We start from the raw sequence: 15470 nt of genomic DNA, 5'->3' as shown, positions 1-15470 counted from the left end.
AATGCAAAAGCATTCCCTTTTCATCAATCCAGATTAACACTCAAACCTAAACCACGTAATTCGTGTAGCAATACGTTGAGTGATTCCGGAATTCCGGCTTGTGGCATTGGCTCACCTTTTACAATCGCTTCGTAAGCTTTTGCACGGCCCAGCACATCATCAGATTTCACCGTCAGGATTTCTTGCAGGATGTGAGACGCACCGAATGCTTCGAGTGCCCAAACCTCCATCTCTCCAAAACGCTGACCACCAAACTGAGCTTTACCACCCAATGGCTGTTGTGTAATCAATGAGTATGGTCCAATAGAACGGGCATGCATTTTGTCTTCAACCATGTGACCCAATTTCAGCATATAAATAATACCGACTGTGGCTGGCTGGTCGAAACGCTCTCCTGTTTCACCATCGTGCAAATATGTTTTACCGAAGGCTGGTACACCCGCCTTGTCAGTATACGAAGTAACTTCTTCGAGACTGGCACCATCGAAAATCGGAGTTGCAAATTTCAACCCTAACTCTTTTCCGGCCCAACCCAATACCGTTTCGTAAATCTGTCCAAGGTTCATCCTTGATGGTACCCCCAATGGGTTCAATACGATATCTACCGGTGTTCCGTCTTCAAGGAAAGGCATATCTTCATCGCGTACAATACGAGAAACAATCCCTTTGTTACCGTGTCGACCTGCCATTTTATCACCGATTTGCAGTTTCCGTTTTTTAGCAATATAGACTTTAGCCAATTGGATAATACCTGCTGGTAATTCATCACCGATTGTCACGTTGTAGCGTTTACGACGAGCAACTGCTTCATGTTCCTTGTATTTCTGGATATAATTTACGACCAAAGCATAGATCATATCATTTTTATCCTTATCTGTTGTCCATTTTGCCGGATTAACAGTCAAGAAATCAATCTCCTGCAATTGTTTCAGCGTAAATTTGACGCCTTTGGCAATTAACTCACCACCATAGTAATCTCTTACGCTTTGGCTTGTTTTTCCGTTTACCAGGTTGAAAAGCTTATCTTCTAAGCGAGCACGCAAAGCACTCACCTGACGATCCAGTTCTTCATCAATCTGATCGAGCAACGGTTTTGTTGCCATTTTGCCCTTCTTGTCTTTTACAACACGAGAGAACAATTTTTTCTCGATAACAACACCGTTCAATGATGGAGAAGCTTTCAATGAAGCATCTTTCACATCACCGGCTTTATCACCGAAGATCGCACGTAACAGCTTTTCTTCAGGTGAAGGATCTGATTCTCCTTTTGGTGTAATTTTACCGATCAAAATATCACCCGGCTTAACAACTGCTCCGATACGGATCAGTCCGTTTTCGTCCAGGTTACGAGTAGCTTCTTCACTAACGTTTGGAATATCTGAAGTGAATTCTTCAACTCCACGTTTCGTGTCACGTACTTCCAGTGAATATTCGTCAACGTGAATTGATGTAAATACATCTTCACGAACGATACGCTCTGAAATTACAATCGCATCCTCATAGTTATATCCCTGCCAAGGCATGAATGCCACACGCAGGTTACGTCCCAATGCCAGTTCACCTCCCTCAGTTGCATAACCTTCAGTCATAATTTGACCGTTAGTTACTCGTTGACCTTTAACTACGATTGGTTTCAGGTCAAGAACCGAACCTTGGTTGGTTTTTTGGTATTTTGAAATTTTATAGCTTTTCAATTCTGTATCGAAGCTAACATACTTCTCATCATCGGTCATATCGTAACGTACGATGATTTCGTTAGCATCAACATATTCAATAACGCCTTCGCCTTCGGCTGCAACCATAACGCGAGAGTCTCTCGCTGCACTTGATTCCAAACCAGTACCTACAATTGGTGCTTCAGGGCGAAGCAGAGGAACTGCCTGGCGCATCATGTTCGATCCCATCAAGGCACGGTTAGCATCATCGTGCTCCAGGAAGGTAATCAACGAAGCAGCAACAGAAGCAATCTGGTTAGGACCTACGTCCATCAATTGCACCTCTTCTTGTTCAACTACCGGGTAGTCACCTTCCAAACGTGATTTAACACGATTGTTTACAAAGTTTCCATCATCGTCGATCGGCGCATTCGCCTGTGCAATTACTTTTCCTTCTTCTTCTTCGGCAGTCAAGTAAACAACGCCATCTTTAGACAGGTCAACCTTTCCATTTTCAACTTTACGATAAGGAGTTGAAATGAATCCAAGGTCGGTTACCTTGGCAAACACACACAAAGAAGAGATCAAACCAATGTTTGGACCTTCAGGTGTTTCAATCGGACATAGACGTCCGTAGTGAGTATAGTGAACGTCACGAACCTCGAAACCTGCACGCTCACGTGACAAACCACCAGGTCCTAAGGCAGACATACGGCGTTTGTGAGTCATCTCAGCCAATGGGTTTGTTTGGTCCATGAACTGCGACAGTGCGTTGGTACCGAAGAATGAGTTAATAACAGACGACAGTGTTTTTGAATTGATCAGATCAATTGGCGTAAACACCTCGTTGTCACGAACGTTCATCCGTTCACGAATAGTACGCGCCATACGGGCTAAACCAACACCAAATTGGTTATACATTTGTTCGCCAACAGTACGTACGCGACGGTTGCTCAAGTGGTCGATGTCATCAACATCAGTTTTGGCATTAACCAACTTGATCAAATATTTAATGATTTCAATAATATCTTCTTTCGTCAGTACCTGAGTATCCATGTCGATATTCAGACCTAACTTTTTGTTGATACGGTAACGTCCTACTTCACCAAGATCATAACGTTTCTCTGAGAAGAATAATTTGTCGATTACGTCGCGTGCAGTCGCTTCATCAGGCGGTTCTGCATTACGTAACTGACGATAGATGTGCAATACTGCTTCTTTTTCCGAGTTACACGGGTCTTTTTGAAGCGTATTGTATATAATGGCGAAATCCTGGAGATTATCTTCTTTGTGCAACAAAATTGTCTTTGCACCCGAATCTAAAATCTCCTCAATATGTTCTTTTTCAAGAATAGTCTCACGGTCGATCAAAACTTCGTTCCGTTCAATAGATACAACCTCACCTGTATCTTCATCTACGAAGTCTTCAACCCAAGTCTTCAAGACACGAGCAGCCAATTTACGGCCAACTACTTTGCCTAAACCTGTTTTGGATACTTTGACCTCATCAGCAAGACCAAAGATTTCCAGAATATCTTTATCGCTTTCGTAACCAATAGCCCGTAACAGAGTTGTTACAGGTAATTTCTTTTTACGGTCAATGTAAGCAAACATGACACTGTTGATATCTGTAGCGAACTCAATCCATGATCCTTTGAAAGGAATGATACGGGCTGAATACAGTTTTGTGCCGTTTGCATGAACACTTTGACCGAAGAAAACCCCAGGAGAACGGTGTAATTGGGAAACTACAACACGTTCAGCGCCGTTGATGACAAATGTTCCTTTGTCTGTCATGTAGGGCACTGTTCCCAGATATACGTCCTGAACAACTGTATCAAAATCTTCATGTTCAGGATCGGTACAATACAGTTTTAGTTTTGCCTTCACCGGGACACTGAAAGTCAATCCCCTTTCGATACATTCGTCGATGGAATAACGAGGTGGATCAACTTGATAATCGATAAATTCTAAAACGAAATTATTACGTGTATCTGTGATCGGGAAGTTTTCTTCGAATACTTTGTATAAACCTTCACTTTTTCGGTTTTCAGGCATTGTTGCCATTTGAAAAAATTCCTTGAAAGCTTTGATCTGTACCTCGAGGAAATCAGGATAATCGAATACTGTTTTTGTAGAAGAGAAACTAATCCTCTGGTTTTCAATGTTTAATGACATGTATCAACTAAATTAAGTGAACTTAAAATCTTAATATGCAAAAAGGCTTAGAATCCCACATACGTGGGACTCTAAACCATCCAGACCTTCAATATAGGTCCTAAGTCTCTTATTTAAGTTCAACTTCAGCTCCAGCTTCTGTCAACTGAGTTTTCAAAGCTTCCGCTTCGTCTTTTGAAACTTTTTCTTTGATCGCTTTTGGTGCGCCATCAACTACTTCTTTAGCTTCTTTAAGACCAAGACCTGTCAATTCTTTAACTAACTTCACAACTGCCAATTTTGAACTACCAGCTGCTTTCAAGATAACATCAAATTCAGTTTGCTCTGCAGCAGCGGCTTCTTCGCCACCAGCAGCAGGACCAGCAGCTACAGCTACAGCAGCAGCAGCAGGTTCAATACCATATTCTGATTTTAAAATGTCAGCTAATTCATTAACTTCTTTTACAGTCAAGTTCACTAACTCTTCTGCAAGCACTTTTAAATCTGCCATTTTTCTTTAAATTTTTATGCGATAAAATGTAACTAAAATTATTCTTTTTCTGAAAGTGTCTGAAGGATACCGTGGATTTTGTTTCCGCTTGATTGTAATTGACCCAATACAGTTTTGATTGGGGATTGTAACAATCCAACGATTTCTCCAAGTAATTCGTCCTTAGACTTGAGTGAAGTCAATACTTCTAATTGGTCTGCGCCCAGGTAAACTGATTCTTCAACATAAGCGGCCTTCAATACAGGCTTTTTCTTTGTTTTGCTGAAGGCTTTAATCAGTTTCGCTGGCTCATTACCAACTTCACAAAACATGACTGAAGTATTTCCTTTAAGTACGTCATAAAGTTCCTCGGCATTCTTTTCAGAATTTTCGAGTGCTTTACGCAGGAGTGTATTCTTAACAACAACCAATTTGATTTGTTTGCTGTAACACTGACGTCGTAAACTGCTTGTATCTTCTGCATTCAAATCGGCAACGTCGGCCAGGTAAAAGTGGCTGTAAGAATTGATTTCCTGCGTCAGATTATCAATGATCTCTAATTTCTCTGATCTTTTCATTTCAACAATTCTTTACTAGTCAACTGACTTTGGTTCAACTTGAATTCCAGGACTCATCGTACTTGAAATGTAAATGCTTTTCACATAAGTACCTTTTGCAGCAGTTGGTTTCAATTTGTTTATAGTGTTCATAAATTCACGGGCATTTTCTTCGATTTTTTGAGGATCAAAAGAAACTTTACCGATTGAGGTATGCACGATACCAAATTTATCAACCTTAAAATCAATTTTACCTTGCTTCACTTCTTTGATAGCTTTACCAACTTCCATAGTCACGGTTCCGCTTTTTGGATTTGGCATCAAGCCTCTCGGACCAAGAACACGTCCCAGCGGGCCAATTTTACCCATCACAGGTGGTTGTGTAATCACAACATCGAAATCAGTCCAACCATCTTTGATTTTGGCGATCATATCGTCCAAACCAACATAGTCTGCACCAGCTTCTTTCGCTTCGGCTTCTTTGTCCGGAGTTACTAAAGCCAATACGCGAACTTCTTTCCCTGTTCCGTGGGGTAAAGAAACAACGCCTCTAACCATCTGATTTGCTTTTCTCGGGTCTACTCCCAGACGAACATCGATATCAACAGAAGCGTCAAATTTCGAGAAGGTAATTTCCTTCACTAATTCAGCAGCTTCTGCTAAAGTATATGCTTTGCCTTGTTCGAGTTTCTCCTGAGCAAGCTTCATATTTTTTGTAATTCTGCCCATCTTAAAAAATTTAATTAGTTATTAGCTGGGAATTGACCTTCGACAGTAATACCCATACTTCTGGCAGTACCAGCAACCATTTTCATAGCTGATTCAATTGTAAAACAATTTAAATCGGCCATTTTAGTTTCTGCAATTTGTTTTACCTGATCCCAGCTTACTTTAGCCACTTTCTTAGCGTGTGGTTCGGCTGAGCCAGATTTCAATTTTGCAGCATCTAATAATTGAATGGCTACTGGGGGTTGTTTAATTACAAAATCAAACGATTTGTCTGCATAAACAGTGATAATAACCGGGAGTACTTTACCAGCTAACTCCTGAGTACGGCCGTTAAACTGCTTGCAGAACTGCATGATGTTAACCCCTTTGCTACCCAATGCTGGTCCAACTGGTGGTGAAGGATTAGCTGCACCACCCTTAATTTGTAATTTGATTAATCCAGCAACTTCTTTAGCCATAATAATTAATAATAAAATTTACTACTCCTTTTCAACTTGCATAAAGCTAAGTTCCAAAGGTGTTTTTCGTCCAAAAATTTTGACCATCACTTTCAACTTTTTCTTCTCCTCGTTGATCTCCTCAATGATTCCATTGAATCCGTTAAAAGGACCGTCAGTAACTTTCACAGTTTCGCCAACAACATACGGTATATTTACCTCTGCATCAGCTTCTGCCATTTGGTCAACACGTCCTAAAATACGATTCACCTCAGACAGTCGCATGGGAACGGGCTCTCCCCCTTTGGTGTCACCTAAGAAACCGATCACGTTGGTAATACTTTTCAACATGTGTGGAATCTCACCTACCAGGGCAGCTTCAATCAAAATGTAACCTGGAAAGAAATTTCGCTCTTTGCTAATTTTTTTCCCATTACGAATTTGATAAACCTTTTCCGTTGGAATAAGGACCTGCGAAATATACTCTTGAAGTCCAGCATTTGCAATTTCGCTTTCGATATACTCTTTCACCTTCTTTTCTTTACCTCCGACGGCTCTAAGAACATACCATTTTTTTACGTGTTCGCTCATTCCGAATCTCCAATCGTATTAATAAAATAAACTGTACACTAAGTTCATAATGTTCTCAAAAGAGATGTCCATTACGAAAACAACAAGTGCTATGATAAAGGAAGCAACCATTACAATAAATGCACTATTTTGCAACTCTTTCCAAGTAGGCCAACTAACTTTATGAACCAGCTCGTTGTATGCCTCTTCGAAATATAGTTTAAGTTTCATTCTAACTTTCTTTATTAGTTGTGTGGATGAGTAAGAGTCGAACTTACCTTATAAACTATCTAACACTCCCGCGAGTTTCATCCGAAAAGAGTCCCGAGTCCAAAGACTCGGGACTTCTTCAAATTTATCTTATCGAAAGATTATTGTAAAATTTCAGTTACCTGACCTGCACCTACTGTACGTCCACCTTCGCGGATAGCGAAACGCAAACCAGTATTCAATGCTACAGGGTAAATCAATTCAACGTTGATTGTAACGTTATCACCAGGCATAACCATTTCGCGACCTTCTTCCAAAGTGATCTCGCCAGTTACGTCCAATGTACGCACGTAGAATTGAGGACGGTATTTATTGTGGAATGGAGTGTGACGTCCACCTTCTTCTTTTTTCAATACGTAAACCTCAGCTTTGAATTTAGTATGAGGAGTAATTGAACCTGGTTTCGCCAAGATCATACCACGTTTGATTTCTTTTTTGTCAACACCACGCAACAACAAACCTACGTTGTCACCAGCTTGTCCATCATCCAAAATCTTACGGAACATCTCAACACCAGTACAAACAGTCTTACGACCTTCAGCACCCAAACCGATCAACTGAAGTTCATCACCAGTATGAACGAGACCAGTTTCGATACGACCTGTAGCAACAGTACCACGACCTGTGATCGAGAATACGTCTTCAACTGGCATCAAGAATGGTTTGTCGATATCACGTGGAGGAAGTGGAATCCAGTTATCACAAGCATCCATCAATTCCATTACTTTTTCTTCCCATTCTGGCTCACCGTTCAATGCACCAAGTGCTGAACCTTGAATAACAGGAGTGTTATCACCGTCGAAATCGTAGAAGTCTAACAATTCACGAACTTCCATTTCAACCAATTCCAACAACTCTTCGTCTTCAACCATGTCAACTTTGTTCATGAAAACGACCAAACGAGGTACGTTTACCTGACGAGCCAACAGGATGTGCTCACGAGTTTGAGGCATAGGACCATCAGTAGCAGCAACTACGATAATCGCACCGTCCATCTGAGCAGCACCAGTTACCATGTTCTTAACGTAGTCGGCGTGACCCGGACAGTCTACGTGAGCATAGTGACGTGTTGCAGTTTGATATTCAACGTGAGCGGTGTTAATAGTGATACCACGCTCTTTTTCTTCAGGAGCACTGTCAATCGAAGCGAAAGACTTTACTTCAGAAAGACCTTTTTTTGCTAAAACTGTAGTGATAGCAGCTGTAAGGGTAGTTTTACCGTGGTCAACGTGGCCAATGGTACCAATGTTAACATGGTCCTTATCCCTATTAAAATGTTCTTTAGCCATAACAAATAAGAATTTTAATTTTTATTTTAATTTCAATCTGAGCCGAGGATGAGAATTGAACTCACGACCTCATCCTTACCAAGGATGCGCTCTACCCCTGAGCTACCCCGGCAACACAGTTCTTTTAATATTGAGCGGGAGACGGGATTCAAACCCGCGACCCTTAGCTTGGAAGGCTAATGCTCTATCAGCTGAGCTACTCCCGCATCATCCAACAAAATCAATCAAACACAAAAATTCAAACATCTACGTTTAGAGTTTGCGATTTGCATTTTTGAAATTTCGTTGTGGTGGGGAGAGCAGGATTCGAACCTACGAAGACGAAAGTCAGCGGAGTTACAGTCCGCCCCAGTTGGCCACTTTGGTATCTCCCCAACGATAATATTTTCAAAATCTTAAAGAACTAAAGCCCTGAGACTCAAAACTTATGAGCCGAATCACAGATTCGAACTGTGGACCCCGAGATTACAAATCACGTGCTCTGGCCAACTGAGCTAATTCGGCGTAACATTTGCTTAACCTTCTCGCTTAATTTTCATCCTAAATAAGCCATATAACCTATTTCTGAGTGATCATTTATCCTCCAATCGGAGTACTTCGAAAAGGGTTTGCAAATGTATAAATATTTTTAATTAACACACAAAATCTGGTGTTATTTTTAAAATTATTTTTCTTTGAGTTTTTCCTTGAATTTAGTCAGCTGTTTTTTCAAGGCATCGTTAGATAAATCAATAGCTTCTTCAAACGAATCTCCTTGCTTTTTAGCAAACAAATAACCAGCGGCAGGAATGGAAATCTTAATCTCAGCAACCTTATTATTAGCGATCTCAGGCTTCTCTACTTTCAATATTATTTCAGCAGAAATAATACCGTCAAAAAATGTATCCAGCTTGGAAGTTTTTTTAACCGCAAAATCAACTAATTTTTGATCCGGTGTAAAATGAACGGCATTCACATTGATATTCATAAATTATCCTCCTCTGTTAATTTAAGCTCTGGGGTGAGCTTGTTTGTAAATACTTTGTAGTTTTTCCGTTGTCGTGTGCGTATAAACTTGCGTTGCCGCCAGGTTGCTATGCCCCAGCAATTCTTTAACTGCGTTTAAATCCGCACCACGATTCAACAAATGAGTTGCATACGAGTGTCTTAAGACGTGTGGACTTTTCTTTTCAAGCGGTGTTACTAATGCTAAATGATTGTGAACAACCCGGTAAACCAATTTATGATATACCGGCTTCCCTTTGGCAGTAATAAAAAAGCTTGCAAAATCGATTGAATACTCAGCCTCTCTCATCATCAGATATTCGCCTATCAGGTTGTTTATACTTCGCGGATAAGGAACAATTCGTTCTTTATTGTTTTTACCTAAAACGCGAATCAAAGTTTCGCTTTGATAGATATCTGAATCTTTCAAATTCACCAACTCCGAAAGTCTCATCCCGGTGCCATAAAAAAGACTCACAATAAGTTTATCCCGAACGCCTTCAAAATCGTTTCTGAAATACCCGTTATCAAGCAAGCGATGCATACTATTCTCATCGACAAAATAAGGTAGCTTCTTAGGCATCTTGGGTGAGATTACCGAGTTCATCGGAGAAATCTCAATCAACTCTTGCCTCAGCAAGTACTTATAAAACGATTTCAACGAAGTGATCTTTCTGTTCACGGTTTTAGGAGTCATTCCTTTATCCATCAACTCAACAATCCATAGTCGGACCATCTTACTATCTACTTCTAAAACGTTAAAATCCCCGACCGTTTTGAATAAAAACTCTTCAAACTGATCGAGGTCTTTCTTATAAGCAACAACTGTGTGATTCGAACATCTTTTTTCGAATCTCAAATACTTCAGAAAAGATTCCTGATGGGACATAAAATCTAAATTTCAGCAACCAGGAACCAAGCTTATATCTTAGTCGTCCTGACGTTGCATGTTCTCAATATAGATCGCTTTTTTAACCTCAGCTCTTCTTGTCACCGAAGGTTTAGTAAAAGCTTGTCTTTCACGTAACTCTTTGATTACGCCAGTTTTTTCAAACTTTCTTTTGAATCTTTTCAGGGCTCTTTCGATATTTTCGCCTTCTTTAACAGGAATAACGATCATATTTATAAATTTAATTTGTTTATTTTTTCGAGCCGCAAATTTAGAAATTCTTAGATACTTATCAAACTTATCTTGAAAAAATTAAAAATAAAAAGCTTAATGATACTGGATTCGCAATGAAAGACCTGCCAACTTATTTCGTAAAACCTCCAAGACTACATCGTTTGTAGTCCTTCTCCAACCCTTTATACTTAAAATCTCTCCTTGAAAGGCAGCCGGATTTCTTTCGCCTTTCCTGGCTCAAATGATTAATTTTATTCATGCATCTTCACTTTAGGTAGAATACAAGTTTTTGAAATTGCTCGATTCCAATAATCGAATCCGTTACGAGAATGTTGTTGTTGCTAATATAACCGTTTTTACTTCGGAAATCAACAATTCGTTGCGCATCTTTGAAATTAATATACGGATGAGCGGCCAATTCTTTCGCTGTCATGAAGTTCAAATCAAGCTTTCGAATGCCGGCAGTATCAACTTTCAACTTGGTCTTGTTTTCCTGAACCACTTCCGGCTTGAGCCCATAAACTTCAAACAACTGATCAACGGACACATAGCCACCGATCAAATTGCGATAACTCACAATTCGTTTTGAAAGAACCGGACCAATCCCCCTTAGCTGCTCTAATTCCTCAACAGTAGCATTGTTCAACTCGATAACAAACTTATTTATGGTTGGTTCCTTCTTAATCTCGGTTGTCCGAGCTGAAGTTTTATCGCTCTTAAAAGAGCTTCCAATTCCCATTTTTAGGGGTGCAGTATTCCTGCTCCTTTGCTCAAGAACTTCTATTTCGATATAAGCTTCAACGCGGTTGAAAATAGAATCATTCATGCCGTAAATCCGACGTAGATCTTTGCGGCTCCTGAACTTGCCTCCTGCATTTCGATAGCTCAGAATATTCCGTTTCACATAGCCGGGCAAGTCAAGCCGCGCCAAACCAACTGAATCTATCCGATTAGGATCGAATGTAAATAAACGAAGCTGATTAGCTTCCTTTTCTTTCTCCAACTCTTCCACTTGCCTTAACAAGTCATTAAAAGCTTTCACATCAGCTGGAGTCGGTTCTTCAAAATAAAAAAAGACCTTATTAACAACGAGCAGTAAGAGGATCAGGACAATCAAAACGATTAGTCCAATTCGCTCACCCCTGGTAAAGGAAAAGTACTCCTGTATGATTTGTCGCAGTTTCATGGGATCGATGGTTCCCACTCAAATTACGTAAAATTCGGGACTTTACAAAAACACGAAACAAGCGTGCGTTCAAATCTGCTCATCAACAAGCAACTGTTAATGAGTAATCACCGAAAAACAGACTAAGTTAAATATTCAACAACCCAATACCCTTCAGAAAGACAATGGCTATGGCTATCGGAGCCACAATGCGAACCAGAAACATGAAAACAGAAAGGAGCATTTCAGAAATACTTCCACCATTTTCAATTTCAGCACGAACCTTTTTACGTCCAAATTTCCACCCAATAAACAGGGAGATAAACAGACCGCCCAATGGCAGAAGCAAGTTCGCTGAAATCCAATCCAAACAATCGAAGAAGTTCAACCCAAAGAATGTATACTGGTCGAAAATGCCCATAGAAAGGGAACAAATAACACCAAGCAGTGCGATAATTGTCGTTGCAAAAACGGTTGCCACCTTCCGCTTCAACTTAAGTTCTTCGTGAAAATAAGCGACAACAACCTCCAAGATTGAGATGGAAGACGTTAGTGCTGCAACTGTTAACAACAAGAAAAACAGAATAGAGAAAATATAACCACCCGGCATTTGCTGAAACACATTGGGTAGCGTAATAAACACCAACCCGGGACCGCTGCTTGCTTCGATACCAAACGCAAATACGGCGGGGAATATAGCCACACCCGCTAAAATCGCGATAAGCGTATCGGCTACAGTCACATTAATTGCGGTATTTATCAGGTTATTCTTTTTATCAATATAAGATCCATAAGTAATTAATGTCCCCATCCCCAAGCTCAACGAGAAGAAAGCATGCCCCAAAGCGCTCAAGATACCCTCACCACTTAATTTTGAAAAATCAGGATGAAACAAAAACCGCAAGCCTTCGCCAGCGCCTGGCAATGTTACCGCTCGAATATCAAGTACGACAATAATCACAACCAACAGTGGCATCATGATTTTCACATTCTTCTCAATCCCGTCTTTAATCCCGAGCATTACGATCAAGCCGGTAAGGAACATGAAGAACAACTGATACAGAACCGGTCGGTAAGGCGCTGCGATAAATTCGCCAAACATGTTGCTCAACTGTTCCGGGGTCTGCGATTTAAAGCCGTTTAGCACCGAAACAACAACATACTCGACACTCCAACCGGCAACCACTCCGTAAAACGCCAAAATCATAAATGCGGCGCCTACGCCAAGCATTCCGACTAATTTCCAGGGCGAATTGGGAGCCAATTTTTTAAACGAACCAAAGGCATTGCGTCGCGCTTTCCGGCCAATTAACAATTCGGAAAGCATCACCGGCAAACCTATTGCCGCAATGAACCCCAAATACACAAAGAGAAACGCTGCTCCACCGTAAACTCCGGTGATGTAAGGAAACTTCCAAATATTTCCCAGCCCTACAGCCGAACCGGCCGCAGCCGCAATAACACCAAATTTACTGGAAAACTCTGCTCTCCCACCTTTTCGCTTCTCTGTCATTCTTCAGGATTTTAATTTGAAATTTCTTTCGGTTATTTTGTTGCAATTTGTCGCTAAAAGTGCAAAATTATTCACTTTGAACAAAAAAATAAAAAAAGCTCCCCGAACCTCGGAGAGCTTTAATAAATATTTTATACCGGATAATTAGTTACGACCGATACAGTTCAAATCTTCGAATGCAACTTTCAATCGCTCGATTGTTGCTTCTTCACCTTTACGAATCCATACGCGTGGATCATAGTACTTTTTGTTTGGCTTATCATCGCCACCTGGGTTACCGATTTGACCTTGCAGGTAATCGTGGTTCGCAGCTTCGTAAGCACGCACACCATCCCAGTATGACCATTGAGTATCCGTATCAATGTTCATTTTGATAACACCGTAAGTAATTGCTTCGCGGATCTCTTCACGAGTTGAACCTGAACCACCGTGGAATACAAAGTTCACCGGTTTTTCATCTGTCAAACCAAATTTCTTAACGATATACTTCTGTGAAGCATCCAGAATTTTCGGAGTCAACTTAACGTTACCTGGCTTATAAACACCATGCACGTTACCAAACGAAGCAGCAATCGTGAAGTTCGGGCTGATTTTCAGCAATTCTTCGTAGGCAAAAGATACTTCTTCTGGCTGCGTGTACAACAAGGCATTGTCAACCTCAGTGTTGTCCACACCATCTTCTTCTCCACCGGTAACACCCAATTCAATCTCAAGTGTCATTTCGATTTTGCTCATACGCTCAAGATATGTTTTACAGATCTCGATATTTTCTGCCAATGGCTCTTCTGACAAGTCAATCATGTGAGAGGAGAACAATGGTTTTCCGGTTTCTGCATAGAATTTTTCTCCCGCATCCAGCAGACCGTCAATCCAAGGTAATAATTTTTTTGCAGCATGGTCGGTGTGCAAAACAACACGGACGCCATACAATTCAGCAACTTCATGAATGTATTTAGCTCCGGCGATAGCACCGGCGATTTGAGCACCTTGCCCGTCAAGTTTTAAACCTTTACCGGCATAAAACTGTGCACCTCCGTTTGAAAATTGAATCATCACCGGAGAGTCAACAACTTTAGCAGCTTCCAATATAGCGTTCACAGAACTTGAGCTTACAACGTTTACAGCTGGCATTGCAAACTGACCTTCTTTAGCCAATTTGAAAAGTAACTGTAAATCAGAGCCGGTCACAACTCCAGGCTTAATGTGATCAGAAATTTTTCCCATTGTTAAAATGAATTTTAATAAACAACTAAACCCAAAACTACGAAGTTACAGAAATGTTCACTAAAATGTGTTAAGCTTAGTTTAAAATCAAAAAGCTCCACTGGTTTTTACCCCCTCAAATGCTTAAATATTTACTAAACTTGTTGCGGTTTTGAAAAAACAGAGAGACAACGCTCAATTGGAGTTGAAGAATTGTTTCTTTCGAAACCGGAAAAACCAAAGAAAAAAGTAATTTTTATCAACTAATTTATCATCAAAATGGCAGTAAGTTACAAAGACTTAGGGCTCGTTAACACGAAAGAACTGTTCAAAAAAGCGGTTGACGGCGGTTATGCAATTCCTGCATACAATTTCAATAACCTGGAACAACTTCAGGCAATCATTCAAGCTTGTGTAGACACAAAATCTCCTGTAATCCTTCAGGTTTCTTCCGGCGCACGTAAATATGCCAACGCTACTTTGTTGCGTAACATGGCTCGTGGTGCTGTTGAGTATGCCGAAGAATTGGGTTGCAAAATCCCGGTTGTACTTCACTTAGACCACGGTGATACATTCGAATTGTGTAAAGACTGTATCGACAATGGTTTCTCTTCAGTTATGATCGACGGTTCACACCATTCATACGAAGAAAACATCGCGTTGACTAAAAAAGTAGTTGAATACGCTCACGCTCACGGTGTAACAGTTGAAGGTGAATTAGGTGTATTGGCCGGTGTTGAAGACGACGTAGTTGCTGAACACTCAACTTATACAAAACCTGAAGAAGTAGAAGATTTCGTAAAACGTACTGGTGTTGACTCACTGGCTATTTCTATCGGTACTTCTCACGGTGCTCACAAATTTACTCCTGCTCAGTGTACTAAAAACGCTGACGGCGTATTGGTTCCACCACCATTGAAATTCGAAATCCTGGAAGAAATTGAAAAACGCATTCCTGGTTTCCCAATCGTATTGCACGGTGCGTCTTCTGTTCCATTGAAATATGTTGACGAAATCAACGCTAACGGTGGTACATTGGCTGCTGCAGTTGGTATCCCTGAAGAGCAATTGCGTAAAGCTGCGAAATCAGCTGTTTGTAAAATCAACATCGACTCTGATGGTCGTTTGGCCATGACTGCTGCTGTTCGCAAAGTGTTCATCGAAAAACCAGGTGAATTCGACCCTCGTAAATTCCTCGGACCTGCTCGCGACGAATTGAAAAAATTGTACATGCACAAAAACATGGAAGTTTTGGGTTCTGCACAACAAGCGTAAACAAACACGCACTATATTTTCAAAGAGGATGGCCAATTGGTCATCCTTTTTTT

Annotated in this window: 15 protein-coding genes and 4 tRNA genes; 1 reads left to right on the top strand and 18 read right to left on the bottom strand. The window is 40.7% G+C overall.

Translation table 11 applies throughout. The features are described 5' to 3' along the window. Window positions 1-23 precede the first annotated feature (23 nt). The 18 genes from rpoB to fbaA form a co-directional block, all read right to left on the bottom strand. Complete coding sequence (rpoB, locus tag GJV22_RS18790) at window positions 24-3833, bottom strand: DNA-directed RNA polymerase subunit beta (RefSeq protein ID WP_163717492.1); 3810 nt, start codon at window positions 3831-3833, stop codon at window positions 24-26. A 109-nt stretch (window positions 3834-3942) separates the two neighbouring features. Further along, window positions 3943-4323: a 50S ribosomal protein L7/L12 gene (rplL, locus tag GJV22_RS18785; protein ID WP_163717491.1), complete on the bottom strand. Its 381-nt coding sequence runs from the start codon at window positions 4321-4323 to the stop codon at window positions 3943-3945. A gap of 38 nt (window positions 4324-4361) precedes the next feature. After that, a complete protein-coding gene (gene rplJ, locus GJV22_RS18780) occupies window positions 4362-4880 on the bottom strand; it encodes a 50S ribosomal protein L10 (protein ID WP_163717489.1) in 519 nt (172 codons plus the stop codon). A 15-nt stretch (window positions 4881-4895) separates the two neighbouring features. Next, window positions 4896-5588 (bottom strand): 50S ribosomal protein L1, encoded by a 693-nt coding sequence (gene rplA, locus GJV22_RS18775; RefSeq protein WP_163717487.1) that lies wholly within the window; start codon window positions 5586-5588, stop codon window positions 4896-4898. 14 nt (window positions 5589-5602) lie between these two features. After that, window positions 5603-6046, bottom strand: a complete 444-nt coding sequence (gene rplK / locus GJV22_RS18770; protein ID WP_163717485.1) for a 50S ribosomal protein L11 — start codon at window positions 6044-6046, stop codon at window positions 5603-5605. 21 nt (window positions 6047-6067) lie between these two features. Further along, entirely contained in the window at window positions 6068-6616 is a 549-nt protein-coding gene (nusG, locus tag GJV22_RS18765) for a transcription termination/antitermination protein NusG (protein WP_163717483.1), read from the bottom strand. An 18-nt stretch (window positions 6617-6634) separates the two neighbouring features. Continuing rightward, window positions 6635-6826, bottom strand: coding sequence for a preprotein translocase subunit SecE (secE, locus tag GJV22_RS18760; RefSeq protein WP_163717481.1), 192 nt, complete (start codon window positions 6824-6826; stop codon window positions 6635-6637). Window positions 6827-6966: 140 nt separating this feature from the next. Then, window positions 6967-8154, bottom strand: coding sequence for an elongation factor Tu (tuf, locus tag GJV22_RS18755; protein ID WP_163717479.1), 1188 nt, complete (start codon window positions 8152-8154; stop codon window positions 6967-6969). Window positions 8155-8194: 40 nt separating this feature from the next. Beyond that, window positions 8195-8266: transfer RNA gene (locus GJV22_RS18750), tRNA-Thr, on the bottom strand. A 21-nt stretch (window positions 8267-8287) separates the two neighbouring features. Continuing rightward, window positions 8288-8360, bottom strand: a tRNA-Gly gene (locus GJV22_RS18745). An 82-nt stretch (window positions 8361-8442) separates the two neighbouring features. Next, window positions 8443-8528, bottom strand: a tRNA-Tyr gene (locus tag GJV22_RS18740). 56 nt (window positions 8529-8584) lie between these two features. Beyond that, window positions 8585-8658: transfer RNA gene (locus GJV22_RS18735), tRNA-Thr, on the bottom strand. A gap of 160 nt (window positions 8659-8818) precedes the next feature. Continuing rightward, entirely contained in the window at window positions 8819-9121 is a 303-nt protein-coding gene (hpf, locus tag GJV22_RS18730) for a ribosome hibernation-promoting factor, HPF/YfiA family (RefSeq protein ID WP_163717477.1), read from the bottom strand. A gap of 21 nt (window positions 9122-9142) precedes the next feature. Further along, on the bottom strand, window positions 9143-10027 hold the full coding sequence (locus GJV22_RS18725; RefSeq protein WP_163717475.1) for a tyrosine-type recombinase/integrase: 885 nt from the start codon (window positions 10025-10027) through the stop codon (window positions 9143-9145). 39 nt (window positions 10028-10066) lie between these two features. Then, window positions 10067-10258 (bottom strand): 30S ribosomal protein S21, encoded by a 192-nt coding sequence (gene rpsU / locus GJV22_RS18720; protein ID WP_163717473.1) that lies wholly within the window; start codon window positions 10256-10258, stop codon window positions 10067-10069. 268 nt (window positions 10259-10526) lie between these two features. Continuing rightward, window positions 10527-11447: a helix-hairpin-helix domain-containing protein gene (locus GJV22_RS18715; RefSeq protein ID WP_163717471.1), complete on the bottom strand. Its 921-nt coding sequence runs from the start codon at window positions 11445-11447 to the stop codon at window positions 10527-10529. Window positions 11448-11574: 127 nt separating this feature from the next. Further along, entirely contained in the window at window positions 11575-12939 is a 1365-nt protein-coding gene (locus GJV22_RS18710) for a sodium-dependent transporter (protein ID WP_163717469.1), read from the bottom strand. Between the two features lie 144 nt (window positions 12940-13083). Next, window positions 13084-14163: a class II fructose-bisphosphate aldolase gene (gene fbaA / locus GJV22_RS18705; RefSeq protein WP_163717467.1), complete on the bottom strand. Its 1080-nt coding sequence runs from the start codon at window positions 14161-14163 to the stop codon at window positions 13084-13086. A gap of 258 nt (window positions 14164-14421) precedes the next feature. Between fbaA and GJV22_RS18700 the strand changes: the two genes are divergently transcribed. Then, the gene (locus tag GJV22_RS18700) at window positions 14422-15417 is read left to right on the top strand and encodes a class II fructose-bisphosphate aldolase (RefSeq protein ID WP_163717465.1); all 996 of its coding nucleotides are present in this window, start codon (window positions 14422-14424) and stop codon (window positions 15415-15417) included. Window positions 15418-15470 lie beyond the last annotated feature (53 nt).

Source organism: Mangrovibacterium lignilyticum, from assembly GCF_010882175.1.
GTDB classification, from domain to species: Bacteria; Bacteroidota; Bacteroidia; order Bacteroidales; family Prolixibacteraceae; genus Mangrovibacterium; species Mangrovibacterium lignilyticum.
Note: the sequence above shows the minus strand (reverse complement) of the source record. Positions and strands in the feature narration are given on the sequence as shown.

Bases quoted from the DNA above. Each gene is read 5' to 3' on its own strand.
- rpoB (WP_163717492.1), bottom strand. From the start codon at position 3,833: ATGTCATTAAACATTGAAAACCAGAGGATTAGTTTCTCTTCTACAAAA.
- rplL (WP_163717491.1), bottom strand. From the start codon at position 4,323: ATGGCAGATTTAAAAGTGCTTGCAGAAGAGTTAGTGAACTTGACTGTA.
- rplJ (WP_163717489.1), bottom strand. From the start codon at position 4,880: ATGAAAAGATCAGAGAAATTAGAGATCATTGATAATCTGACGCAGGAA.
- rplA (WP_163717487.1), bottom strand. From the start codon at position 5,588: ATGGGCAGAATTACAAAAAATATGAAGCTTGCTCAGGAGAAACTCGAA.
- rplK (WP_163717485.1), bottom strand. From the start codon at position 6,046: ATGGCTAAAGAAGTTGCTGGATTAATCAAATTACAAATTAAGGGTGGT.
- nusG (WP_163717483.1), bottom strand. From the start codon at position 6,616: ATGAGCGAACACGTAAAAAAATGGTATGTTCTTAGAGCCGTCGGAGGT.
- secE (WP_163717481.1), bottom strand. From the start codon at position 6,826: ATGAAACTTAAACTATATTTCGAAGAGGCATACAACGAGCTGGTTCAT.
- tuf (WP_163717479.1), bottom strand. From the start codon at position 8,154: ATGGCTAAAGAACATTTTAATAGGGATAAGGACCATGTTAACATTGGT.
- hpf (WP_163717477.1), bottom strand. From the start codon at position 9,121: ATGAATATCAATGTGAATGCCGTTCATTTTACACCGGATCAAAAATTA.
- GJV22_RS18725 (WP_163717475.1), bottom strand. From the start codon at position 10,027: ATGTCCCATCAGGAATCTTTTCTGAAGTATTTGAGATTCGAAAAAAGA.
- rpsU (WP_163717473.1), bottom strand. From the start codon at position 10,258: ATGATCGTTATTCCTGTTAAAGAAGGCGAAAATATCGAAAGAGCCCTG.
- GJV22_RS18715 (WP_163717471.1), bottom strand. From the start codon at position 11,447: ATGAAACTGCGACAAATCATACAGGAGTACTTTTCCTTTACCAGGGGT.
- GJV22_RS18710 (WP_163717469.1), bottom strand. From the start codon at position 12,939: ATGACAGAGAAGCGAAAAGGTGGGAGAGCAGAGTTTTCCAGTAAATTT.
- fbaA (WP_163717467.1), bottom strand. From the start codon at position 14,163: ATGGGAAAAATTTCTGATCACATTAAGCCTGGAGTTGTGACCGGCTCT.
- GJV22_RS18700 (WP_163717465.1), top strand. From the start codon at position 14,422: ATGGCAGTAAGTTACAAAGACTTAGGGCTCGTTAACACGAAAGAACTG.